Consider the following 22893-nt stretch of genomic DNA (forward strand, 5'->3'; position numbering starts at 1 on the left):
CGGAAACGAAGAAACCCCCGCCTGAGCGGGGGTTTTCATCTTGCTGGGGTACCTGGACTCGAACCAAGAATAACGGAACCAGAAACCGTCGTGTTGCCAATTACACCATACCCCAAGGGCGAAACCAGGGCCTCGCACCGAGAGTCAAGCCTACCCGAGCGGCGGCGGAACACCAAAACCGGTGGGCCGAGGACCGCCGCCCGGGCGCGTCGCGACTCAGCCGGCCAGGAACACCGAGAGCGAGCGGAGCCGACGCAACGACTCCTCCTTGCCCAGCAGCTCCATCGATTCGAACAGCGGCGGCGAGACCCGGCGGCCGGTGATGGCGACACGGGGCGGACCGTAGGCGATGCGCGGCTTGAGCTCGAGCCTCTCGACGAGCTCCGCGGCGAGGGCCTCCTGGATCTTCTCCGGGGTGAAGTCGTCGAGGGGCTCGAGAGCCACGACGCACGCGTCGAGCACCTCGGCAGCATTTGCCGGAAGTCCCTTGAGGGCGTCTTCCGCGTACGAGACCTCGTCGGTGAACAGGAAGCCCACCATGCCGGGCACCTCGCCGAGCAGCTGCACCCGCTCCTGCACGAGAGGCGCGACGCGGAATGCCGTCACCAGCTGTTCGTGCGTCGGCTCGTCGAAGAGTCCGGCTGCGGCGAGGTATGGGATCGTCCGCTCGGCGAAGTCCTTCTCGCCGAGCATCCGGATGTGGTCGCCGTTGATCGACTCGGCCTTCTTCTGGTCGAAGCGCGCCGGGTTCGGGTTCACGTCGACGATGTCGAACGCGGCGGTGAACTCGTCGAGCGAGAACACGTCGCGGTCATGTCCGATCGACCAGCCGAGCAGGGCGAGGTAGTTCAGCAGTCCCTCGGGGATGAAGCCGCGGTCGCGGTGCAGGAACAGATCCGCCTGCGGGTCGCGCTTGGAGAGCTTCTTGTTGCCGGTCTCCCCCAGCACCAACGGCATATGCGCGAACCGCGGGACGAACGTCGTCACACCCGCATCGATGAGAGCCGCATACAGCGAGAGCTGCCGGGCGGTGGACGGCATCAGGTCTTCTCCACGCAGCACGTGCGTGATGCCCATGAGCGCGTCGTCGACCGGATTCACGAACGTGTACAGCGGCACACCGTTCGGGCGCACGACCACGAAGTCGGGGAACGATCCTGCGGGGAAGGTCACCTCGCCGCGGATGAGGTCCACATACGTGACGTCTTCGTCCGGCACCCGAAGGCGCAGCGCCGGCTGACGACCCTCCGCACGGAACGCCGCCTTCTGCTCGTCGGTGAGGTCGCGGTCGAAGTTGTCGTAACCGAGCTGCTTGGCGCGCCCGGCGGCCTCGTTGCGCGCGTCGATCTCCTCGGCAGTGGAGTAGCTCTCGTAGAGGGCTCCCGTGGCGATGAGCTTGTCGATCACCTCGCGGTAGATGTCGTGGCGCTCCGACTGCCGGTACGGAGCGTGGGGTCCACCGACCTCGACACCCTCATCCCAATCGATCTTGAGCCAGGTGAGCGCGTCCACCAGCTGGCGGAAGCTCTCCTCGCTGTCACGGGCGGCATCGGTGTCCTCGATGCGGAACACCATCTTCCCGCCGTTGTGACGGGCGTACGCCCAGTTGTAGAGAGCCGTGCGGACCATGCCGACGTGCGGCAATCCGGTCGGCGAGGGGCAGAAGCGGACGCGGACGTCGGCACCACTGACGGTCGTGGTAAGGGGGTGAGGGGTAGCCATAGCCCTTCGATTCTACGGGGACCGCGCGTTCGCCCGTCGGCGGGTGCGAGGGCTCAGCCTCCTGGGCAGTCGCAATCGCCACCGCTGTGACACTGGCAGATCGGAGGCGGGTGATCCGCCGCCGTCACCGTCTCCCGCACCTGAAGGTCTGAGAACGGGACGACCTCGTCGTAGCTGGCGACATCAACGGCGTCACCGCAGGCAGCGCCCTCCGTCCGGATCTCGGCGGCAGCCTCAGGGAAGACGAAGTCGACGCACGTGACGGCGGTCGACTGCTGGTACCAGAGCCCTCCGCCGGTCTCCGCCCCGCCTTCCACCGCGAGCGTCAGGGCCACGCCGTCCCCGGCCTCCTCGACGGCCAGCAGGGTGTAGAGGTGGCTGCCGGTGTCCGCCCCGCCTCGCGCATCAACGATGAAGTCGAGTCCGGCGACGGTCGCTTCCGGATCCTCGACCATCTGGTCGCGGTACTCCCACAGCACGTCCTGCGCATCTTCCACGGAGTCGGCGAGGCTGTCCCTCATCAGGGTCCCGATGCTCGGCGCGCACCCGGCGAGAACACCGACGGTGGCGGCGAGCACGGCACCTGCGGCGATCCGTCCGGCGAGAGAGGACATGGCTCTGACCGTAGCGCAGTGCGCAACGCATCCGCCGGAACCCAGGGCGACATGCTCAGGGCGACATGCTCACGGCGACCGCCGCACGATGCTCCAGGGGCAGGTGGCCTTCGACGCTGCGCTCGTCCACGACGAGCTCGAACGCCGCACGGAATCGCCGACGATCATCGTGTCCGAGTCGGGCGTAGAGAGCACCGGCACCGGCCACGCCCCCTTCGACCGAACGCCAGAGTGCATCCGGGTCCGCGCGCCAGGTCCAGCCGTGCTCGGCGGCGGTCACGCGCTCCAGGCTCGCGTCCCGAAGCATCTGCGCGAAGCCGGCGGCGCTCCGCTCGAATTCCTCGTCGGCAGGGAGCTTCGCACCGGTGAACGGCGCCACTCCCGCGCGTTCAGTGACCTCCGCCCAGAACCATGAGGGCGACAGCGTCCAGATCGTCGCGACCACGGGGCCACGACTCACGCGCCGCAGCTCGGCCGCCGACCTGCGTGGGGAGCCGACATGGTTCAAGACGAAGTTCGCGACGACCACATCGACCGCGCCGTCGGCGAACGGCAGATCCGGCAGCCCCGCATCGATCGTGACGATCTGCGGACGGTCGCGGCGCGACACCGCGCGCATGGACGCCTCCGGCTCGCACGCCTGCACGCGCCATCCCGCGTCGGCCCATGCTGCAGCGAGCCTGCCGTCACCCGCGCCGACGTCGAGCAGACTGCGCCCTCGCGGTGCGCCGAGGGCGAGCTGCATCGCCGGGAAGGTCCCTGCGCAGAGCGCGGCGTACGATGCGGAATACGCCGCGCCGACGCCGGCCCAGTTCTTCATCGGGAGCCGGAGCGGGCGAGCGGGGACAGCGCCACGACCGCGATGACCAGGACGAAGGCCGCCACACCGAGTCCCGCGTACTGGAAGTTCGCCAGCACCACGCCCGCCAGCACCGATCCCGCCGCCGCGGACAAGCTCATCAGGGAATCGCTGCGCCCTTGCCTCCGTGTGCGGAGCTCGGGTGCGGACGACTCCGTGAGAAGGGCGGCACCGGCCACCGTCGCCGCGCTCCATCCCAGCCCGAGCAGGATGAGCGCGACCATCACGCCCCAGGCCTCCGTCCCCGTGAACACCGCGAACGCCAGAGCACCGGCGAGCAGCACCTGTCCGAGCAGCACCACCTGGAGCCTGCCCCAGCGGTCGGCCAGCACGCCGAAGACGGGCGAGAGGGCGTACATGCCGCCCACGTGCAACGCGATCGTGATCCCCACGAGCGCTGACACATCGGCGGGGGTCGCTGCCATGCCCCCGGCGCCGTGCGCCATGTGCGAGAGATGCACCGGAGTCATGGCCATGACCGAAGCCATGACCACGTGGGAGCCGGCGATCGCGAAGATCGCGTACCGGGCGACGCGCGGCCGATCCACGGCCACCGCCCCGTCCGTCGAAGCCGAGGCCTTCGCGAGACGCTGCGCCGCGAGCAGCGGATCCGGACGCAGAGCGACGACGTACAGCACAAGCGCAGCGCACTGCGCGACGAAGGAGAAGAGGTACGAACCCGTCTGCGGCGGCATCCCCACCGCCTGGCCGACGATCTCCCCCGGCCCGAGAAGCAGCGGACCGGCGACCCCGCCGATCGTGGTCGACCAGACGACGATGGACAGGTCTCGTCCGCGGTGCTGCGGCGCGGCGAGATCGGTCGCCGCGAACCGCGACTGCAGGTTTCCCGCGTTGCCGGCCCCGATCATCAGGATGCCGACGAGCAGCATCGGGAAGATCCGCAGAGACGCGGCGAGGATGACCACCGCGATGCCCACCAGCGCGAACAGGTTGCCGAGAGTGAGCGCACGACGACGCCCGACGCGGGCGGCGAGACGTGCGAGCGGGATGGCGCACGCGGCCGCTCCCAGTGTGACGGAAGCTGTCGCGAGACCGGAGAGGGCATCGTTCCCCGAGATGTCCGCCGCGAGGAGGGCGCCGAGGGAGACGGTGGCACCGAAGGCGATCCCGCCGAGCACCTGCCCCAGCGACAGGACCAGGACGGTACGTCGCTGAACCGCCTGCTGCTGCGTCGCCGTCAGGGCGACATCGGTCATGACGCGGGAACGGCGTCGCGCACGGTGTTGCGAAGGATGCCGAGTCCGGAGATCTCGACCTCGACGACGTCTCCCGCCACGAACGTGCCCACGCCCGCCGGAGTCCCCGTCATGATGACGTCGCCCGGAAGCAGCGTGAACACCGCCGACGCGTACTCGATGATCGCCGGCACCGAGTGGATCATGTCGGTGAGTGGCGCCTGCTGCCGCACCTCGCCGTTCACCCGTGTCTCGATCGTGGCCTGCGCCGGATCGAAGTCCGTCTCGATCACGGGACCGAGCGGGCAGAAGGTGTCGAAGCCTTTGGCCCGCGACCACTGACCGTCCTTGCGCTGGAGGTCACGCGCGGTGACGTCGTTGCCGATCGTGTATCCGAGCACGTAGTCGAGTGCGTTCTCTGCCTTCACGTTCTTCGCGATCTTGCCGATCACCACCACGAGCTCACCCTCGTACTCGGTGCGCTCGGAGAGCGCCGGACGCACGATCGTGTCTCCGGGCCCGATCACCGAGGTGTTCGGCTTGAGGAACAGCAGCGGCTCCTCTGGGGCCTCTCCCCCCATCTCCGCCGCGTGATCGTGGTAGTTCTTGCCGACGCAGACGACCTTGGACCGCGGGATCACCGGAGCGAGCAGAGCGGCATCCGCGAGCGGCACGCGGGCACCGGTGGTCTCGTACCCCGTGAACATCGGGTCTCCGGCGAGCACCACGAGCTCACGCTCGTCGATGATCCCGTACATGATGGCTTCGTCGTGACTGAACCGGGCGATCTTCATGGGATCAGCCTATCGAGCGCCTCGCCAGGCCTGGAGCCCCAGCAACCTCCGAGACCCCCTGCTCGCGACGAGACCCACGGCCCCGGGCGGACGACAGCATGGGTGTCGGCGGGGGACGTGGGTCTCGGCAGCAGGAAACTCAGGCGTCGAGGCGGAGGAGCCAGCCGTGCTTGTCCTCGCGGCGCCCGTACTGGATGTCGGTGAGTTCTTCGCGGAGGGACAGCGCCAGCTCACCCAGCGGCTGGGGCTCGTCGAAGCCTTCGCCCACGAGCGCGCCGATCGGGGTCACGACCGCGGCCGTGCCACAGGCGAACACCTCGACGATGTCGCCGGAGGCCACGCCCGCGCGCCACTCGTCGATCGAGATCGGACGCTTCTCGACCGTGTAGCCGCGGTCCTCGGCCAGCTGCAGCAGCGAGTCGCGGGTGATGCCCTCGAGAATGCTGTCCGACTCCGGCGTGACGACCCGGCCGTCCTTGAAGACGAACACGACGTTCATGCCGCCGAGCTCCTCCACGTCGCGGTTCTCGTTGAGGAACACGACCTGGTCGCAGCCCTTCGCACTGGCCTCGGCCTGGGGAAGGAGGCTGGAGGCGTAGTTGCCGCCCGTCTTCGCTTTGCCGGTGCCACCGCGACCCGCGCGGGCGTAGTCCTCGGAGAGCCAGATGCGCACAGGCTTCACGCCCCCGGTGAAGTAGGCACCGGCGGGGCTCGCGATCACGTAGTAGGCGACCTTCTGCGCCGCCCGCACACCGAGGAAGGCCTCCTTGGCGAACATGAACGGTCGCAGGTACAGGCTCTGGTCGGCACCGGAGGGCACCCACCGACCGTCGACGGCGATGAGCTCCCGCAGCGACTGGATGAAGTACTCGGTCGGCAGCTCCGGCAGCGCGAGGCGGCGGGCGCTGGCCTGCAGACGCGCGGCGTTCCGGTCGGGACGGAAGGTGTGGATCGAGCCGTCGGCGTGCCGGTAGGCCTTGATGCCCTCGAAGATCTCCTGTGCGTAGTGCAGCACGGAGGCGGCGGGGTCGAGCGGGATCGGACCGTAGGGCTGCACGCGCGGACGGTGCCATCCACCCTTGGCCGACCAGCAGATGTCGACCATGTGGTCGGTGAAGACGACCCCGAACCCGGGGTCCTCCAACACTTCGGCGACGCGTGCCGGCGAGGCCGCGTTCAGGTTCTTCGTCACGGCGAACTCCAGAGGAGCCACGCTCGTCTCGGCGTCGATCGTCGTCATGTCATCATCCAATCCTCGTGGGGCGGGCGCATCCTCGCGCCCTGTCAGCCTACGCCCGCTGTTCAGAGACGGGCAGCGATCGCGGAGCCGATCTCCGCGGTGGTGCGGGCACCGCTCCGGGCGGCGATGTCCGCCTCGACCGCGGCGCTCACCCGCGCCGACTCGACCATGAGGCCGAGGTGGTCGAGCAGCAGCGCGATGGAGAGGATCGCGGCGGTCGGGTCGGCCTTCTGCTGACCCGCGATGTCCGGAGCCGAGCCGTGCACGGGCTCGAACATCGACGGGAAGGCGCCATCGGGGTTGATGTTCCCCGAGGCGGCGAGGCCGATGCCGCCCGTGACGGCGCCGGCGAGGTCGGTGAGGATGTCACCGAAGAGATTGTCCGTCACGATCACGTCGAAGCGCGAGGGATCGGTGACGAGGAAGATGGTGGCGGCGTCGACGTGCAGGTAGTCGACGGCGACGTCGGGGTGTTCGGAGGCGACCTCGTTCACGACGCGCTGCCAGATGCCGCCCGCATGCACGAGCACGTTGGTCTTGTGCACGAGGGTCAGCTTCTTGCGACGACGCTCCGCGAGGGCGAATGCGTAGCGCACGACCCGCTCGACACCGAAGGCCGTGTTCACGGAGGTCTCGTTCGCCACCTCCTGCGGCGTCCCCTTCCGGATCGCCCCGCCGTTGCCGACGTAGGGACCCTCCGTGCCCTCGCGGACGACGACGAAGTCGATCTCCCCCGGGTTCGACAGCGGACCGGATGCGCCGGCGAAGAGCTTCGAGGGGCGCAGGTTCACGTAGTGGTCGAGAGTGAACCGCAACTTGAGCAGCAGTCCGCGCTCGATGTTCGCGTCCTTCAGCCGCGGGTCGCCCGGCGTGCCACCGACGGCACCCAGGAGGATCGCGTCGTGTGCGGAGATCGCGGCGAGGTCGTCATCCGTGAGCGTGTCGCCGGTCTCGAGGAACCGGCCGGCACCGAGCGAGAAGCGGGTCTTGTCGAACGTCACGTCGCTGTCGGCGGTGACGGCGTCGAGCACCTTCTCCGCCTCGGCGATGACCTCGGGACCGATGCCGTCACCCGGGATGACGGCCAGCTTCACGACACGCGACATGAGACTCCTTGCGCACTGCACGGGGGTGGACCGACTCGTTCCCGCCCGAGAGCAGGAGAGCCGGTCCCCCCAGCGTACTGGTCAGTGCGTGGGTGCCTTGCGCAGTGTGACGGCCGCGATCACTCCGGCCGCGACCACGAGGCCGGCACCGATGAGCGAGGTGACGGTGACGCCGGAGCCGAACGCGTCCGACGCGGCCTGCCACAGCGCATCGCCGAGCTGCGTCGGCAGAGCCTGCGCAGCGGTGTAGGCGCCAGCCAGAGTCTCCTCCGCTGCATGCGCCACGTCGGCGGGAAGACCCGCAGGGAGAACGAGCGCTCCGCGGTAGAAGGCCGTGATGATGCCGCCGAGCACAGCCGTTCCGAGCACCGCTCCGAGCTCGTACGCCGTCTCGGACACCGCGCTGGCCGCTCCTGCCTTGGCCGCAGGAGCGCTCGACAGGATGAGCTCGTTGGAGATCGTCTCGGCCGCGCCGATTCCGATGCCCAGCACCACGAACGCGATCACAAGCGGCAGGACGCCGTGCTCGTGCGTCGCGAGAGCGACGATCAGGTAGCCGGCGACGGAGAACGCGAGCCCGGCGGGGATCACGATGTGCGGCGGGATCCGGCGCGAGATCGGCACGACCGACAGCCCGGCCACGATCATCGCCACCATTCCCGGCACCAGCGCGAGACCTGCCGTCATCGGCGACAGCCCGAGGACGAGCTGCAGATGCTGCGACACGAAGTAGAGGAAGCCGACCAGAGCCACGACACTGAGCAGGTTGACCAGGATCGCCCCGGAGAACGACCCCCGCTTGAACAGCGCCATGTCGAGCATCGGCGTCTTGGCACGCAGCTGGCGCCGCACGAACAGGAAACCCATCGCCAGGCCGAGAAGTCCCCACGCACCGGCCTTCAGACTCGGACCATCCACGGCCAGCGACTTGATCGCGTAGACCACCGGGATCATCGTGGCCATCGACAAGACGATGCTGATCAAGTCGATGCGACCGGGGTGGGGGTCGCGGCTCTCCGGCACCAGCAACGGCGCAGCGACGAGCAGAGGGATCAGCACCGGCACCGCGATGAGGAAGACGGACCCCCAGGAGAAGTGCTCGAGGAGGAAACCGCCGACGATCGGTCCGAGCGCCGATCCTGCGGAGAAGGCCGAGGCCCACACCGCGATCGCCATGCGGCGCTGGTCGCGGTTCTGGAAGATCGAGCGCAGCAGGGACAGGGTCGACGGCATGAGCATCGCCCCGAAGAAGCCGAGCAGAGCACGAGCGGCGATCAGCAGACCGGCCGTGGGCGCGAAGGCTGCGAGGGCGGAGACCGCCGCGAAACCTGTGGCTCCGATCAGCAGCATCTTCCGACGCCCGAATCGGTCGCCCAAGGTACCCATGGTGACGAGCAGGCCCGCGAGCACCAGGGGGTACACGTCGATGATCCACAGCTGCTCGGCCCCTGTGGGCGCGAGCGCGATGGAGATCTCGGGGAGCGCGAAACTCAGCACCGTGTTGTCCACCGACACCAGCAGCACCGGCAGCATGAGGACGACGAGCGCCGCCCAGCCGCGGGCTCCGACGCGGGGAGCATCCGTCTCTGTCGTCGGGATCGACGCAGTACGGGTCATGGAACACCTCTCAGGATCTTGATCGCACGGTTAGTGAACCGTCCAGATGGTATAGTAACAGAAGTCCCGCCCCCCGAATCCGCAGAGGATCCACGATGCCCCGACCTCCGCTCGCCCGCGAGAAGGTGCTCGACGCCTTCGAAGCGATCCTCATCGAAGACGGCGAACGAGCCGCGACACTCGACGCCACGGCGAAAGCGGCCGGTGTGTCGAAGGGCGGCCTGCTCTATCACTTCGGCTCCAAGGACGAGCTCGAGGCCGGCCTCGTGGAACGGCTCGATCGCCTCACGACCATGGACCTCGAACGGATGGCCGCCGCGGAGGAAGGCCCCGTCGCCTACTACGTGCGCACCTCCGTGATGGAGGACGACGCACTCGATCGCGTGCTGATCGCGACGACACGCCTCGCCCAGGGCGGGTCCATCCCCGCAGCGGACATGCTCCGCGACACGAGGCGCCGCTGGGCGGAGACGATCCGGCCGCACGTGCGCGACAACGCGAGCCTCGATCTGGTGATGCTGGTGAGCGACGGCCTCTACTTCAACAACTCGCTCGACGTGCACGGCCCCGAGCGACTCGTGCCCCGCAGCGATGAACTCGCGGAGCTGATCACCCTGGTTCTGAAGGCGACCGCCTGAGGATCACCGCAGACACGAGAGAGGGCGGAAGCTTCACGCTCCCGCCCTCTCTCGTGCGTCCGCCGATCAGATCTCGGTGATCTCGATCTGACGGAACAGGTCGGCGTCGATGGCACCGCGCACGTCGTCGAGCAGCTCGTCCGAGACGGGCGAGTCGAGCGTCAGCACACTGAGCGCCTGAGCGCCTGCCGCCTGACGGGCGATCTGCATTCCGGCGATGTTGATGCCGGCCTCGCCGAACTTCTGGCCGTACACGGCGACGATGCCGGGGCGGTCGGTGTAGAGCATCACGACGTGGTGCTTCTCGATCGGCAGCTCGAGCCGGTGGTCGTTGATGCCGACGAGCTTCTCCGTCTGCTTCGGACCGGTGAGCGTGCCGGACACCGAGAGCTGAGTGCCGTCGGACAGCGCACCGCTGAGAGTGATGACGTTGCGGTACTCGTCGCTCACATCGTCCTTGAGCAGCCGCACCGCGATCCCGCGCTGGTCGGCGAGGAGCGGAGCGTTGACGTAGGACACCGTCTCACTGACGATGTTGGTGAACACGCCCTTGAGCGCGGCGAGCTTGAGCACGCTCACGTCGTAGTCGTTCAGCTCGCCATGCACCTCGACGTCGAGGCTGGTGAGAGGCGACGTCGCGAGCGCGGCGAAGATCTGGCCGAGCTTCTCGACGAGCGAGATGCCGGGACGCACGTAGGGGTCGATGACGCCGCCGGCCACGTTCACGGCGTCCGGGACGAGGTCACCGCCGAGGGCGAGGCGCACGGAACGAGCGACCGAGACGCCTGCCTTCTCCTGCGCCTCCTCGGTGCTCGCGCCGAGGTGGGGCGTGACGACCACGTTCGGGAGGTCGAGCAGCGGACGAGCCGTGCCGCCCTCAGCGGGCGGCTCCGAGGTGAAGACGTCGAGACCGGCTCCCGCGATCTCCCCGGCGACGAGCGCCGCGTGCAGGGCCTCCTCGTCGATGAGGCCGCCACGGGCCACGTTCACCACGAACGCGGTCGGCTTCATCGCCGCGAACTGCTCGGCGCCGATCATGCCCGTCGTCTCCGGGGTCTTGGGCATGTGGATGGTCAGGAAGTCCGACTCGGCGACGAGTTCGTCGAGGGAGAGCAGCTGCACGCCGAGCTGCTGGGCGCGTGCAGAGGTGACGTAGGGGTCATAGGCGACGACACGCATGTCGAAGGCCGCGAGGCGCGCGGCGACGAGAGCACCGATGCGACCGAGGCCGACGATGCCGACGGTCTTCTCGAAGAGCTCGGCTCCGGTGAAGGAGCTGCGCTTCCACGCTCCGGCGGAGAGAGAGGCATGCGCGGCAGGGATGCGGCGGGCGAGGCTCAGGATGTGGCCGACCGTGAGCTCGGCGGCCGAGACGATGTTCGAGGTCGGGGCGTTGACGACCATGACCCCGGCAGCCGTGGCCGCCTTGATGTCGACGTTGTCGAGGCCCACGCCGGCGCGGGCGACGACCTTGAGCTTCGGCGCGTGGCTCAGCGCCTCCTCGTCGATGCGCGTAGCCGAGCGGACCAGCACGGCGTCGGCGTCGGCGAGTGCGGCGAACAGCGCCTCGCGGTCGGTGCCGTCGACGTTGCGGACGTCGAAGTCGGGACCGAGAGCGTCGATCGTGGCGGGAGAGAGTACTTCGGCGATGAGCACGACAGGCTTCGGCACAGTGGATCCTTCGGGGCAGCGCGGCAGGGGCCGATGCGCCGCACACCATGGGGGCGCGATCGCCACAACTCTACCGGAGCGCCGACAGCGCTCCGTCCCGTGTGACGCGTCTCGACGGGCGGCTCAGGCGCTCGGCATCGTGAGGCTCAGCGCGATCAGACTCATCCAGAACACGGCGACGACGCCGAGTCCGGCGAGGAAGACGAGGGCCAGCTCGCCCACCGTGCGACGCCGTCCGATGACATACGCGAAGACGAACACGATCGCGGGGAAGACGACTCCGAACAGCAGGGTCGCCCAACCTCCCCCGGTCAGCCCCGTCTGAGCCATCGTGATCAGGTGCGCCACGGCGTTCCACACGGCGTAGGCGTAGAAGAGTCCGGCCAGTCCGGTGACGAGCCCGATGAGCCAGCGGGGAGAACCCTCCGACGTCGATGTTCCGACCGCGGAAGCCATCATGATCCGATCACCCCCACGGTGACGAAGGGCCAGGGAACGAGCAGGACGACGCCGGCGAGCAGCACGGCGACGCGGATCCAGCCTGCCTTCCCCCGCGTGAGCACCCAGCTCGCGAGGAACCAGAGGGCCGGGGCGGCGATCGCGAGGAAGAACCACGGGAGGAACATCACATCGGAGACCAGGAATGACGCGAGGGGCTGCAGCCGCAGTCCGCCGACGATCCAGCCGATCGTGTAGAGGAGATAGATGCCCCCGACGATGCCGACGAGCAGGAGCATCGGCGTGCTCAGGCCCGCCTGCTCCTCGACAGCCGCCTGCTCCTCGACAGCCGCCTGTTCGTCTGCCGGCACCTGCTCGACTGCCGGCGCCTGTTCGGCGGTGGTGTCGCCTTCCTCGATCGTCCCCACCTCGTCGCTCCCCCGTCCGACGGCCTTCCAGCCGCGCGGTAGGGCGCGCTCCTTGGGGTTCGAGGCCTCGTCGCCGTCCCAGCTGAGGGCGTCGTCGGAATCGGAAGTCATGTCCCCAGCGTAGGACACGCGGTCCACTAGGATCGGGGTTGCCTCGAGCCGGAACGGCGGGCATCGGACGTTATGGGGGAGCATCGTGGCCGACAACGACAAGACGGAAGCCAGCAGCGGATCGACACCCGCAGGCTCTGCACCCGCCACCTCTCGATCCACCACCTCGACTCCCGAGCCGCCCGCCGGCTGGGTCCCGACTCCGGAAGCCAAGGCGAAGGCCACGCGGTTCCGTTGGATCGCCGGCATCCTCTGGGCGGTCGCGATCATCGGCGAAGGCGTCGGCATCTTCTGGCTCCTGCGTCAGCGGGTCTTCGTCGGCGAGGACGGCACTCTGGTGCGCAACCCCGACACCGGACTGCTGGAGGAGCAGGGTGTCACGGCGACCTTCCCACAGTGGGCGTTCATCACACTCCTCGTGCTCCTCGTGGTCATCGCCGCTCTGTCCATCACCGGTTCCGTGCTCTGGAAGAAGGCGAATCGACTCGACCCGGCCCGCAGAGCGGACAAGACACGGTTCTTCGTGCAGAACCAGCTCGGGGCCATCATCGCCGTGGTCGCCTTCCTCCCGCTCGTCATCCTGATCTTCCTCAACAAGGACATGGACAAGGGCCAGAAGGCCACAGCCGGGATCGTCGGCGTCGTGCTCGCCGCCCTCGCGCTGTTCGTCGGCGCCGACTTCAACCCGCCGTCCGTCGAGCAGTACACGGCCGACCAGTCGGCCGTGATCCAGCTCCTCGGCAAGGACGAGGTCGTCTGGGTCGACGGCGGCAAGGTCTACCACGTCTGCGACGAGGTGCCCGCGATCCAGACGGGGAGCGAGATCCGCACCGGCACGACCGCACAGGCCGTCGAGGCCGGGAAGATCCGCCTCACCCTGCAGTTCGGCTCCGAGCTGCGAGCCTGCGGTCTCCCGGTGCCGGAGAACGATGAGGAGATCACCGAGGCTCTGCGGGCGATCCAGGCGGGCCAGGTCGACACGGTCCTCCCCGCACCGGTCTGGGCCGACCCTGCAGAGGCACCCATCGTGGTCGAGGAGGCACCGGCGCCGTGACGCCGGCTCGACGCTAGTCCGCGTCGAGCGCTTCCACGAGCCGATCCTCCGCTGACGACAGATGGGCTTCGAGGAGGGCGGCCGCTCGCTCCCCGTCCCCTGACGCCACGGCATCGAGGATGTCGGCGTGCTGCGCGGCGATATCCGCGGCATCGAGCAGACGGCGGCCCTGCACCTGCGCCATGCACAGCCGCACCTCGTCGAGGACGCTGCGGTACATGCGGCCGGTGCGCTCGCTGTCGAGCGCGTCGATGAGGGCCGTGTGGAAGCGCAGGTCGGGAGCGACGGTCGCAGGGTCGGGTCCCCCGGGCATCGCCATGATCTCCGCGTTCGCCGCGAGGGCCGCGGCAGGAACGTTCTTCGACCCGGCGAGTTCGCGAAGCGCCGCACTCTCCAGGCGGGTTCTGGTGCGATACACGTCGCGCACGGTCACGGAGTCGATGTCGACGACGCGCGCGCTCCGGTGCGCGGTGCGCACGAGCAGGCCGCTGGCGACGAGCTGCTCGATCGCCGCCTTCGCGCTCGGACGCGCGACTCCGAAGATCTGCGACACCGCGGCCTCGGTGATCGGGGAGCCGGAGCGGATCGCACCGCTCAGGATGCGACCGCGCAGCTGCGCCGTCACGGCATCGACGACGCCGACGACTCCGAGCGGCGCTTCCGAGGTGGTGCTCATCCGGTCAGCCTATCGAAGAGCCGGACAGTCGGTACACTTGTCTGACAATCTCATGACGGAGCAGAGGAGCACCGTGAAGACCACCCTCGCCGAGCCGCTGGATCCTGCCCTGCTGGGGCCGACGACGCAGGTGCACGCACGCTCGATCGACCGTTTCGCCCGCGCGCACGACGCGTCCCACTACCTGCTGATCCCCGATGCCGTCCTCTCCCCCGCTGACGCGGAGGGTGTCGCTCGTGCCTTCGGAGCGGTCAGAGCTGCCGGTCGCACGATGACGTTCCGCTCCGGAGGCACCAGCCTGTCCGGTCAGAGCGTCAGCGGAGACATCCTGGTGGACACGCGCAGCGGCTTCCGCGACATCCGTGTCGAGGACGACGGCGCTGCGGTCCGGGTGGGTCCGGGTGCGACGGTGCGCCAGGTGAACACCAGGCTCGCGAGGTACCGCCGCAAGCTCGGCCCCGATCCGGCGAGTGAGATCGCGTGCACGATCGGCGGCGTCGTCGCCAACAACTCCAGCGGCATGGCGTGCGGTATCACCGAGAACTCGTACCGGACGATCGAGTCGATGACGATCGTGCTTCCCAGCGGCACGATCCTCGACACCGGCCACCCGGATGCGAACGAGATGCTCCGCGCGGCGGAACCCGCCATCGCCGAGGGCCTGCTCTCCCTGCGGGAGCGTCTGCTGGCATCCCCCGAGCACGTCGCCTTCCTCCGTCAGCAGTTCTCGATGAAGAACACGATGGGCTACGGGCTCAATGCACTGCTCGACTTCGATGATCCGGTGCGCATCCTGGAGCATCTCGTCATCGGCTCCGAGGGCACGCTCGCCTTCGTGGCGGAAGCCCGCTTCCGCACGATCGAGGTGCTCCCCTCGATCGCGACCGGCCTCCTGGTCTTCGACACGCTGTCCGCCGCGATGACGGCTCTGCCTGATCTCACGCGACTCGGTCTCGCCACGATCGAGCTGATGGACGCCGCCTCGCTGCGAGTCGCGCAGGGGTTGAGCGACGTGCCGGACGCCATCGCCGAGATCGAGGTGCAGGGACACGCCGCTCTGCTGGTCGAAGTCCATGCTCAGGACGCAGACACCCTCGTCGCGTCGAGCTACGCCGCCCAGACGCACTTCGAAGCCCTCCCGCTCGCCGTCGCCCCGCGCCTCACCACGGATGCGGCCGAACGCGCCGCGCTGTGGCACGTTCGCAAGGGGCTCTACACGGCGGTCGCGGGCGCCCGACCGTCCGGAACGACCGCCCTGCTGGAGGACATCGTGGTCCCGGTGCCGCGTCTCCTCCACACCTGCGAGCGCCTCATCGAGCTCTTCTCCGAGCACGGCTACGAGGGCTCGGTCATCTTCGGACACGCCAAGGACGGCAACATCCACTTCCTCCTCAACGAGCGGTTCGACGATGCGGAAAGCGTCGCGCGCTATCGGCGCTTCACCGACGACCTCGTCGAGCTCGTGCTCTCGCAGCAGGGGTCGCTGAAGGCGGAGCACGGCACCGGTCGGATCATGGCGCCGTTCGTCCGCCGACAGTACGGCGACCAGCTCACCGACATGATGTGGGAGATCAAGAACCTCCTCGACCCGCACGGCATCCTGAACCCGGGCGTTGTGCTCTCCGACGACCCCGACTCCTACCTGCACGACCTCAAACGGGTGCCGACGGTGGAGAAGGAAGTCGACCGCTGCGTCGAGTGCGGGTACTGCGAGCCGACCTGTCCCAGCAAGAGCATCACGCTCACGCCTCGACAGCGCATCGTGATCCGTCGCGATATGGCGTGGGCCGAGGAACAAGGCCACACCGAGCTGCTGCGCGATCTGCAGAAGGACTACGACTACGACGGCGTGCAGACCTGCGCGGTCGACGGCATGTGCGGTGTGGCCTGCCCGGTCGACATCAACACGGGCGACCTGGTGCGTCGACTTCGCGCGGAGCAGTCGAACGCGATCGAGGGGGCCGTGTGGGGCACGGCGGCCAAGCACTGGGGTACGGTCACCCGCGCCGGCGGCGTCGCGCTCACCGTCGCGGACGCCCTCCCCGCCCCCCTGGTGCGCGGGGTCACGCACCTCGGCCGCGCGGTGCTGGGGGCCGACACCGTACCGCTGTACGACGGAGGACTCCCCCACGGCGGCTCGAAGCCACCGCGTCCGGAGGCGCCGACCGATGCGCAGGCCGTCTTCTTCGGCGCGTGCATCGGCACCATGTTCGGCGCGGAGGGCGACGGCGAGGGGTCACGGAATGCGCTGCGAGCGCTCCTGGACCGCGCGGGTATCCCCGTCGTGATCCCGGAGGAGAACGGCGGCCTCTGCTGCGGGACACCCTGGAAGTCGAAGGGGCATCTCCACGGCTATGCCCTGATGTCGGACCGGGTGCTCGATTCGCTGTGGGAGGCCAGTCGCGCGGGCGAGCTTCCCGTGGTGTGCGACGCGGCCTCCTGCACCGAGGGCCTGGACGTCATGCTCGCACAGGCCGTCGCGAAGAGCCCTCGATACGCCGGGCTGCGGATCGAGGATGCGACCACCTTCGTGGCACGCGAAGTACTGCCGAAGCTGACCGTGCCCGCGAAGCTGCCCACCGTCGCCGTGCATCCGACATGCTCCACGACGGCGCTCGGAGCGACGGGAGCGTTGACCGCGATCGCCGCCGCCGTCGCGGATGACGTGTTCGTTCCCGAGGGGTGGGGCTGCTGCGCATTCGCGGGCGACCGCGGCATGCTGCATCCGGAGCTCACCGCCAGCGCGACGGCACAGGAGTCCGCGGAGATCGCAGCGGCCGAGCGCGCTCAGGGCGGCTTCGACGCCTTCGTCTCGGCGAACCGCACCTGCGAGATCGGAATGTCCCGCGCCACCGGCCGGCCGTACCGTCACGTGATCGAGGTGCTCGAGGAGCTCACGCGGGGCTGACTCCGTGCGAAGACGCCGAGGGCCCTTCCGACGCCGTCGGAGGGGCCCTCGTCTCGTCGCGAACCGTCCGTCTCAGCCTGCGGACAGCACCGCGACGGCCTCTCCACGCAGACGCGCGGGGATCACCACGACCGCATGATCACCGTCGGCCTTCTCGACCGCACTGCCGTCGGTCCACCGCAGGTCGGACTGCACGAGCTCGTCCGGCAGATCGAGCGTCCCGATGCTCGGGTCGAGAGCATGCACGTGCACGGTCGACCCGGTGGTGGTGTAGCGACGCGGGGCACCGCTGCGCTCCCCCATCCGGATCCACGGGCGCGTGCCGTAGACCGTGTCGCCGTTCGTCTGCAGCCATGCACCCAGCTCGCGCATCGCACGACGCTGGAGCTCGGGGATGGAGCCGTCCGCTGCGGGGCCGACGTTGATCAGCAGGTTGCCGTTCTTCGCCACGACGTCGACGAGCAGACGGATCAGCGCCGCGCCGGACAGCGAGTGGCGTTCGTCCTCTGCCTGATTGAAGCCGAAGGAGTAGCCGAGTCCACGCGTCGACTCCCACGGATCCGGGATGATCTCGGGGATGTCCGTGTATTCGCGTGTGAGGAAGCCGTGGTACGGGACACCCCAACGGTCGTTGACGACACCGTCGGGCACCGCGTCGAAGTACCGCTGCAGGAGGGCGGCGACCGCATACTCGTCGTGCCCCTTGCCACCGTCGGGCCACTCGATGTCGTTCCACAGGACGTCCGGCGAGAAGCGGGACACGAGCTCTTCGAGCTGGGCAGCCGAGTAGCGGGCGAAGTGCGCATCGTTGCGACGGAAGCGGAACAGCTCGGTGTCGGACTCGATCGGCGGGAAGTCGCTCACGTGCCAGTCGAGCGCACCGGAGTAGTACACCCCGAACTTCGCCCCCGCGCGACGGGTGGCGTCGTGGAACTCGGAGATCAGGTCGCGGCGCGGACCACGAGCGACCGCGTTGAAACCGGTGGTCGCCGTGTCCCAGAGGCAGAAACCCTCGTGGTGCTTGGTCGTGGGGACGATGTACTTGGCCCCGGCACCGACCAACTCGCCCACGAAGGCATCCGCATCGAACGCCGAGGCGTCCCACCGATCGGCCAGGTCCTCGTACGAGGTGCCGGGGCCGAACAACTGCTGGTGGCGCTCCCAGGTGGGGCTGCCCGCGATCCGCACCGTGTTGCCGTACCACTCGGCGTACTGATGCCAGGCGTACGCATCCTCGGTCGGGATGTTCACGCCATCGCCGTGCTGCACCGCCCACGCCGGCACCGAGTACAGCCCCCAGTGGACGAAGAACCCGAGCTTCGCGTCCCGATACCAGTCGGGCACACCCTGAGTCGGGTACACCGGGGCGTCAGCGCCGAAGTCGGGTCCTGTCCGCTTCTCGAAGTTCATCATGCGTTCTGCTCCTCTGCGGTTCCGCGGCGGACGACGGCGGCGGTCAGGTCCGGATCGCCGTCGGCGTCGAACGGGTAGACACCCGGCTGCAGACGGTGGTGGCCCAGCCGCAGCAGGTCCTGGTCGACGCCACCAGGGGTCAGCGCGAGAGTCCACCCCGCGGCGAGTTCGTAGAGCTCGGGTTCGAGATAGCCGATCTTCACGACGACGATGTCCGCGGTGGTGGGCTCGAGGCCCAGCATCCGGAAGTCAGAGAGGTGGTGGAAAGGCTTGCGGCGCTCGGTGATGATCGCGTGCAGACCGCCCACGGCGATGACGACTTGCGTACCCGCATCCGGGTCGCCGTCGCTGATGGAGAACACGGTCCCGGTGATCGTGACAGGTCCGTGTGGACCCGAATCCACCCGGGCTCCGGCATCGAGCGACACCGTGGCTCCGACGCCGGCCGCGACAGCCCGTGCGACGGCTTCGCGGTCGAAGATCGAGGCCACCAGTGTGGTGCGGCTGGAGTCGGTGAGCTCGGCGCGTCCCAGCAGGTGCCCGAGCGTCCAGGTCACGTCGCCGGCGCCACCGGCCGTCGGGTTGTCCCCCGAGTCCGAGATCAGGTACGGCCGCGGTGCTCCCGGAGCGAGGGCCTTGTCGAGGGCGTCGTCGAGCGAGCCGGTCTCGGCCACGAAGACGAAGTCCTCGCGCGCGTCCCAGAACATCCGCGCGACACGCTCGGCTTCCCGTGCGATCACCTGCTCGTCGTCCCCGGTGACGACCACGTAGGCCTGGCACCGCGGCTCGTCCGCCCAGGCGTAGCCGATCCAGACGGAGGCGTCGACCACCCCGGTGAGGGCTTCGATCTCGGGCAGCTGGGCGTAGATGCTGCGCGCCGGCTCCAGCCGCGTGCTGGTCTTCTCCCCCGGCAGCAGCACGGGCACGGGTACCCAGGCGGAGAAGGGGCGCCGCCGCAGTGGGTCGGAGCCGTGCGGTCCCCTCAGCCGGGCGAGCAGGTTCCACACCGCACGCTCCTTGGTGTTCATCCAATCCTCGTGCGGCGCCATGCGGTAACACGTCAGCAGGTCTACCGCGTCACGCAGCACCTCCGAGACGTTGCCGTGCAGATCCATCGAGGTCGAGACCAGCGTGTCGGGACCGAGGGCGGCGCGCACCGCGAGCGCGAGATCGCCCTCGGCGTCGTCCATGCCGACCACGCTCATGGCGCCGTGGATGTCGAAGAAGAACCCGTCGAAGGGACCGTGCTCCCGGATGCCGGCGACGATCGCATCCTTCATCCGGCGATAGGTCTCCGGCGCGACGGCTCCGCCAGGAAGAGAGCGTCCGTGGGTCAGCGGCACCCAGTCCGCGGCGGAGGCGAGTTCGCGTCCATCGTCCAGGAACGGGTAATACCCCCGCAACGTCGGGCCGGTACGAACCGTGAACGCCTCGTCACCGGAGATGTGAGGCGAGAAGGTGCTCGACTCGATGGAGATCCCGGCGATGCCGATGCGTGGCAGGGCGAGACCGCCGTCGGCGACGGTGGGAAGCGGGCCCATCCAGATCTCGTGGGCTTCAGGACGTGGGGTCACGTGAGGTGCTCCTTGTGGTGCGAGGGTCGTGCGTGGGGTCGTCTCTCAGCGTGCGCCTGCCGGCACGAGCGCACGGCGGGCCGTCTCGATCGCGCCGAGAGCGACCGCGTCGGAACCGAGGACGGCCGGAATGATGCGCAGCGGGATACCCGACACCGGCGAGTCGGTGGCGAGCGTGCGCGCGATGGCCGGCTCGAGGAGGTCCCATGCGGCCGTGACCCCGCCCCCGACGATCGCGCAGGGCAGGTCGAGGATCGTGGCCGCGGTCGCGCAGGCGAGGGCGAGCGCCCGACCCGCAGCGTCGAACGCCGCAATCCCCTCCGTGTCGCCGCGGCGCGCACGGTCGGCGACCTCGCGAGCGTCGCGCACCGAGGCGCCCGTGCTCTCCTGGTAGCGCAGCGCGATGGAAGTGCCGGAGGCCAGCGTCTCGAGATGCCCGATCTGGCCGCAGGTGCAGACGAGGTCGCTGTACCCGGGTGTGTGTCCGATCTCACCGGCGGCACCGTGCGGTCCGTGGTGAAGTTCGCCGTCGATGAGGACGGCGCCGCCCACCCCCGTGCCGAGCATGACACCGAGCACGTCCCGATCCGTGCGCCCTTCCGCCGCGGCCTCACCGAGCAGGAAGGCGTTCACGTCGTTCTCTACCCGCACGGGGACGCCGAGGCGTGACTCCAGTTCATGCCCGAGGGCGAACCCCGTCCAGCCGACGAAGGTCGCCGACGCCGCACGGATCGTGCCCGTCTCGTGGTCGATGACTCCGGCCGCCCCTACTCCGGCTGCGGCCAGCGATACTCCCGCTTCCGCTGCCAGCGACATGGCGAGGGTCGCTGCCGCATCCGCCATCGCTGCACCGCCGAGCGCGGCCGGTGCGCCGACGCTGCCCCGGCCGAGCACGGCACCGTCACCGTCCACCAGAAGGGCGGCGATCTTGGTGCCGCCGATGTCGATCCCGACGAGAGCCGCACCGGGTCCGGCTGCGCCACCGATGAGCGTGCTGGTCCCCTGTTCCTGACTGATCATGTTCAGCGACCACCCAGCCCGGCCATCGCGATCCCCTTGACGAGGTGCTTCTGCAGCACGATCACGAGGATCGTGGTCGGCACCATCGAGATGATCGCGGCTGCCATCTGCAGGTCCCACCGCGTGCCGGTGAGCCCGGCGAAGCTCGCGAGGCCGACCGGAAGCGTGCCGTGCGCGTTGTAGTCGACCGTCACGATCAGCGGCCACAGGTAGCTGTTCCAGAACGAGAGGAACGTGAACACCGCGAGCACCGCCACCGCCGACTTCGACAGCGGAAGGATGATCTGCAGGAACGATCGCACGGGGCCTGCGCCGTCGACACGGGCCGCCTCCTCCAGCTCGTAGGGGATGCCGCGGAAGAACTGCCGCATCAGGAACGTGCCGAAGGCGCCGAACGCGAAGGGAAGGATGAGCGCCTGGTATGTGTCGACCCAGTTGAACCACTGCATGACCTGGAACATGGGGATGACGAGCACCTCGGCGGGAACCATCAGGGTGGCCAGGAACAGCACGAACACCGCGTCCCGGCCCTTCCACCGCAGGCGCCCGAAGGCGTATCCGGCTGTGGTCGAGACGATCAGCACGACGAGCGTTCCGCCGATCGCGACGATGAAGGAGTTCATGATGTACGTCAGGAACGGCCCGTAGGCGAACACGTCGACGAAGTTGCTCCACCGCAGTTCGGAGCCCACCAGGGTCGGTGGCATCGAGAACATCTCCGCGTTCGGCTTGAGAGCCGAGAAGAACGCGTAGATCAACGGCGAGATGAAGATCAGCGCAGCCACGTAGATCGCGACGTGCGCGAGGATCAGACGGGCGCGGGCGCCGGGGGTCGTCGCCGCACCGCGTGCGCGCTCGCGTTCGCGGTCGGCGCGGCCGGTGCGTCCGGCGGGCCGGACGAGGGTCTCAGTGCTCATAGTGCACCCACTTCTTCTGTGCGGCGAACTGGAGCCCGGTGATCGCGATGATGATCGCGAACAGGATCCACGCGGCTGCAGCGGCGAGGCCGAGATCGCCGAAGGTGAATCCCTGCTCCCAGATGTACATGACGAGCGGCTTCGTGGCATTGCCCGGACCGCCGCCGGTGAGCATCTGCGGCTGCACGAACACCTGCAGCGACGTGATCATCGTCATGATGGTGGCGAAGAAGATCGATGGCGAGATCATCGGGACGATGATGCTCCACACCCGCCGGATCCCCTGTGCGCCGTCGATGCTCGCCGCCTCCAGCACGCTCTCGGGGAGCTGCTCGAGGGCGGCCGAGAAGATCAGCATGTTGTAGCCGAGTCCCTGCCAGACGCTCATGACGACGACCATGATCATGGCCCACGACGGATCGGCGAGGAAGTTGGGCAGCTCGATGCCGAACCAGGTCTGCGAGAGGCCGTTGAAGAGTCCCTGCGGCTGGAGCATCATCTTCCAGACCAGCACGTTGGCGACCATCGGCGTGACGACGGGGATGAAGAACAGCACCCTCAGTGCGCCGCGACCGCGGATCCGGGAGTTCAGACCGAGAGCGAGCACGAGCGAGAGAGCGACGCTCAACGGCACGTACAGCAGGGTGTACACCGCCGAGTTGCGCAGCGCCGGCCAGAAGTCGGGGCTGCTGGTGAACAGCTTGACGTAGTTGTCCACGCCGTTGAAGGTCCGCTCGCCGAAGGTCGGCCAGTCGAAGACGCTCATCACGATCGACAGCCCGACGGGCACGATCGTGAACAGGGCGAGCCCGATCAGGGCTGGGCTTGCGAATCCCAGCGCCTGACCGGCCTCCACCTTGGCGAGCGATCGTCGACGTCTCGTCGTGATCGTCATCT

The 22893-nt window shown here is 68.7% G+C and carries 20 protein-coding genes and 1 tRNA gene; 3 read left to right on the forward strand and 18 right to left on the reverse strand.

Annotation, left to right across the window (positions count from 1 at the left end):
- Positions 1-43: 43 nt before the first annotated feature.
- The 9 genes from FFS56_RS00665 to FFS56_RS00705 form a co-directional block, all read right to left on the reverse strand.
- Positions 44-115: transfer RNA gene (locus FFS56_RS00665), tRNA-Gln, on the reverse strand.
- Positions 116-216: 101 nt separating this feature from the next.
- Complete coding sequence (gltX, locus tag FFS56_RS00670; protein ID WP_046748420.1) at positions 217-1722, reverse strand: glutamate--tRNA ligase; 1506 nt, start codon at positions 1720-1722, stop codon at positions 217-219.
- Positions 1723-1775: 53 nt separating this feature from the next.
- Complete coding sequence (locus tag FFS56_RS00675; RefSeq protein WP_127012247.1) at positions 1776-2336, reverse strand: hypothetical protein; 561 nt, start codon at positions 2334-2336, stop codon at positions 1776-1778.
- 55 nt (positions 2337-2391) lie between these two features.
- Positions 2392-3156 carry a class I SAM-dependent methyltransferase gene (locus tag FFS56_RS00680; RefSeq protein WP_127012248.1) on the reverse strand — a complete coding sequence of 255 codons (765 nt, stop codon included), beginning with the start codon at positions 3154-3156 and terminating at the stop codon, positions 2392-2394.
- On the reverse strand, positions 3153-4412 hold the full coding sequence (locus FFS56_RS00685; RefSeq protein WP_127012249.1) for an MFS transporter: 1260 nt from the start codon (positions 4410-4412) through the stop codon (positions 3153-3155). Before FFS56_RS00685 ends, FFS56_RS00680 begins: the two co-directional genes overlap by 4 nt.
- Complete coding sequence (locus FFS56_RS00690) at positions 4409-5185, reverse strand: fumarylacetoacetate hydrolase family protein (protein WP_127012250.1); 777 nt, start codon at positions 5183-5185, stop codon at positions 4409-4411. The genes FFS56_RS00685 and FFS56_RS00690 overlap by 4 nt, the downstream gene beginning before the upstream one ends.
- A 139-nt stretch (positions 5186-5324) precedes the next feature.
- Positions 5325-6425, reverse strand: a complete 1101-nt coding sequence (locus FFS56_RS00695) for a branched-chain amino acid aminotransferase (protein ID WP_046748415.1) — start codon at positions 6423-6425, stop codon at positions 5325-5327.
- Between the two features lie 62 nt (positions 6426-6487).
- Positions 6488-7531 (reverse strand): 3-isopropylmalate dehydrogenase, encoded by a 1044-nt coding sequence (locus tag FFS56_RS00700; RefSeq protein WP_127012251.1) that lies wholly within the window; start codon positions 7529-7531, stop codon positions 6488-6490.
- Between the two features lie 81 nt (positions 7532-7612).
- The gene (locus FFS56_RS00705; RefSeq protein WP_137771845.1) at positions 7613-9148 is read right to left on the reverse strand and encodes an MFS transporter; all 1536 of its coding nucleotides are present in this window, start codon (positions 9146-9148) and stop codon (positions 7613-7615) included.
- 95 nt (positions 9149-9243) lie between these two features.
- Between FFS56_RS00705 and FFS56_RS00710 the strand changes: the two genes are divergently transcribed.
- Positions 9244-9786, forward strand: coding sequence for a TetR/AcrR family transcriptional regulator (locus FFS56_RS00710; protein WP_046748412.1), 543 nt, complete (start codon positions 9244-9246; stop codon positions 9784-9786).
- A 66-nt stretch (positions 9787-9852) separates the two neighbouring features.
- On the opposite strand, the gene serA is transcribed toward FFS56_RS00710, so the two are convergent.
- The 3 genes from serA to FFS56_RS00725 form a co-directional block, all read right to left on the reverse strand.
- Positions 9853-11457, reverse strand: coding sequence for a phosphoglycerate dehydrogenase (serA, locus tag FFS56_RS00715; RefSeq protein WP_127012253.1), 1605 nt, complete (start codon positions 11455-11457; stop codon positions 9853-9855).
- Positions 11458-11580: 123 nt separating this feature from the next.
- Entirely contained in the window at positions 11581-11916 is a 336-nt protein-coding gene (locus tag FFS56_RS00720) for a hypothetical protein (protein ID WP_046748410.1), read from the reverse strand.
- Positions 11913-12434 (reverse strand): hypothetical protein, encoded by a 522-nt coding sequence (locus FFS56_RS00725; RefSeq protein WP_127012254.1) that lies wholly within the window; start codon positions 12432-12434, stop codon positions 11913-11915. The genes FFS56_RS00720 and FFS56_RS00725 overlap by 4 nt, the downstream gene beginning before the upstream one ends.
- A gap of 85 nt (positions 12435-12519) precedes the next feature.
- Here FFS56_RS00725 and FFS56_RS00730 point away from each other — a divergent pair, with 85 nt between their 5' ends.
- Positions 12520-13488, forward strand: coding sequence for a hypothetical protein (locus tag FFS56_RS00730; protein WP_233437289.1), 969 nt, complete (start codon positions 12520-12522; stop codon positions 13486-13488).
- 13 nt (positions 13489-13501) lie between these two features.
- On the opposite strand, the gene FFS56_RS00735 is transcribed toward FFS56_RS00730, so the two are convergent.
- A complete protein-coding gene (locus FFS56_RS00735; protein WP_127012255.1) occupies positions 13502-14164 on the reverse strand; it encodes a GntR family transcriptional regulator in 663 nt (220 codons plus the stop codon).
- 52 nt (positions 14165-14216) lie between these two features.
- Between FFS56_RS00735 and FFS56_RS00740 the strand changes: the two genes are divergently transcribed.
- A complete protein-coding gene (locus FFS56_RS00740) occupies positions 14217-17072 on the forward strand; it encodes an FAD-binding and (Fe-S)-binding domain-containing protein (RefSeq protein ID WP_249352921.1) in 2856 nt (951 codons plus the stop codon).
- Positions 17073-17144: 72 nt separating this feature from the next.
- Here FFS56_RS00740 and FFS56_RS00745 read toward each other — a convergent pair whose 3' ends face one another.
- From FFS56_RS00745 to FFS56_RS00765, 5 genes are all read right to left on the reverse strand, one after another.
- Entirely contained in the window at positions 17145-18485 is a 1341-nt protein-coding gene (locus FFS56_RS00745; RefSeq protein WP_127012256.1) for an alpha-L-fucosidase, read from the reverse strand.
- A complete protein-coding gene (locus FFS56_RS00750) occupies positions 18482-20026 on the reverse strand; it encodes a M81 family metallopeptidase (RefSeq protein WP_338068265.1) in 1545 nt (514 codons plus the stop codon). Before FFS56_RS00750 ends, FFS56_RS00745 begins: the two co-directional genes overlap by 4 nt.
- 78 nt (positions 20027-20104) lie before the next feature.
- Positions 20105-21079 carry an ROK family protein gene (locus tag FFS56_RS00755; RefSeq protein ID WP_127012258.1) on the reverse strand — a complete coding sequence of 325 codons (975 nt, stop codon included), beginning with the start codon at positions 21077-21079 and terminating at the stop codon, positions 20105-20107.
- Between the two features lie 2 nt (positions 21080-21081).
- Complete coding sequence (locus FFS56_RS00760; RefSeq protein ID WP_046748404.1) at positions 21082-21996, reverse strand: carbohydrate ABC transporter permease; 915 nt, start codon at positions 21994-21996, stop codon at positions 21082-21084.
- Positions 21986-22891 carry a sugar ABC transporter permease gene (locus tag FFS56_RS00765; protein ID WP_045265140.1) on the reverse strand — a complete coding sequence of 302 codons (906 nt, stop codon included), beginning with the start codon at positions 22889-22891 and terminating at the stop codon, positions 21986-21988. Before FFS56_RS00765 ends, FFS56_RS00760 begins: the two co-directional genes overlap by 11 nt.
- Between the last annotated feature and the right edge of the window lie 2 nt (positions 22892-22893).

Origin of the sequence: Microbacterium sp. Beta, assembly GCF_005502545.1 — a bacterium.
Lineage (GTDB): Bacteria > Actinomycetota > Actinomycetes > Actinomycetales > Microbacteriaceae > Microbacterium > Microbacterium oxydans.

Bases quoted from the DNA above. Each gene is read 5' to 3' on its own strand.
- gltX (WP_046748420.1), bottom strand. From the start codon at position 1,722: ATGGCTACCCCTCACCCCCTTACCACGACCGTCAGTGGTGCCGACGTC.
- FFS56_RS00675 (WP_127012247.1), bottom strand. From the start codon at position 2,336: ATGTCCTCTCTCGCCGGACGGATCGCCGCAGGTGCCGTGCTCGCCGCC.
- FFS56_RS00680 (WP_127012248.1), bottom strand. From the start codon at position 3,156: ATGAAGAACTGGGCCGGCGTCGGCGCGGCGTATTCCGCATCGTACGCC.
- FFS56_RS00685 (WP_127012249.1), bottom strand. From the start codon at position 4,412: ATGACCGATGTCGCCCTGACGGCGACGCAGCAGCAGGCGGTTCAGCGA.
- FFS56_RS00690 (WP_127012250.1), bottom strand. From the start codon at position 5,185: ATGAAGATCGCCCGGTTCAGTCACGACGAAGCCATCATGTACGGGATC.
- FFS56_RS00695 (WP_046748415.1), bottom strand. From the start codon at position 6,425: ATGACGACGATCGACGCCGAGACGAGCGTGGCTCCTCTGGAGTTCGCC.
- FFS56_RS00700 (WP_127012251.1), bottom strand. From the start codon at position 7,531: ATGTCGCGTGTCGTGAAGCTGGCCGTCATCCCGGGTGACGGCATCGGT.
- FFS56_RS00705 (WP_137771845.1), bottom strand. From the start codon at position 9,148: ATGACCCGTACTGCGTCGATCCCGACGACAGAGACGGATGCTCCCCGC.
- FFS56_RS00710 (WP_046748412.1), top strand. From the start codon at position 9,244: ATGCCCCGACCTCCGCTCGCCCGCGAGAAGGTGCTCGACGCCTTCGAA.
- FFS56_RS00720 (WP_046748410.1), bottom strand. From the start codon at position 11,916: ATGATGGCTTCCGCGGTCGGAACATCGACGTCGGAGGGTTCTCCCCGC.
- FFS56_RS00725 (WP_127012254.1), bottom strand. From the start codon at position 12,434: ATGACTTCCGATTCCGACGACGCCCTCAGCTGGGACGGCGACGAGGCC.
- FFS56_RS00735 (WP_127012255.1), bottom strand. From the start codon at position 14,164: ATGAGCACCACCTCGGAAGCGCCGCTCGGAGTCGTCGGCGTCGTCGAT.
- FFS56_RS00740 (WP_249352921.1), top strand. From the start codon at position 14,217: ATGACGGAGCAGAGGAGCACCGTGAAGACCACCCTCGCCGAGCCGCTG.
- FFS56_RS00745 (WP_127012256.1), bottom strand. From the start codon at position 18,485: ATGATGAACTTCGAGAAGCGGACAGGACCCGACTTCGGCGCTGACGCC.
- FFS56_RS00750 (WP_338068265.1), bottom strand. From the start codon at position 20,026: ATGGGCCCGCTTCCCACCGTCGCCGACGGCGGTCTCGCCCTGCCACGC.
- FFS56_RS00755 (WP_127012258.1), bottom strand. From the start codon at position 21,079: ATGATCAGTCAGGAACAGGGGACCAGCACGCTCATCGGTGGCGCAGCC.
- FFS56_RS00760 (WP_046748404.1), bottom strand. From the start codon at position 21,996: ATGAGCACTGAGACCCTCGTCCGGCCCGCCGGACGCACCGGCCGCGCC.
- FFS56_RS00765 (WP_045265140.1), bottom strand. From the start codon at position 22,891: ATGACGATCACGACGAGACGTCGACGATCGCTCGCCAAGGTGGAGGCC.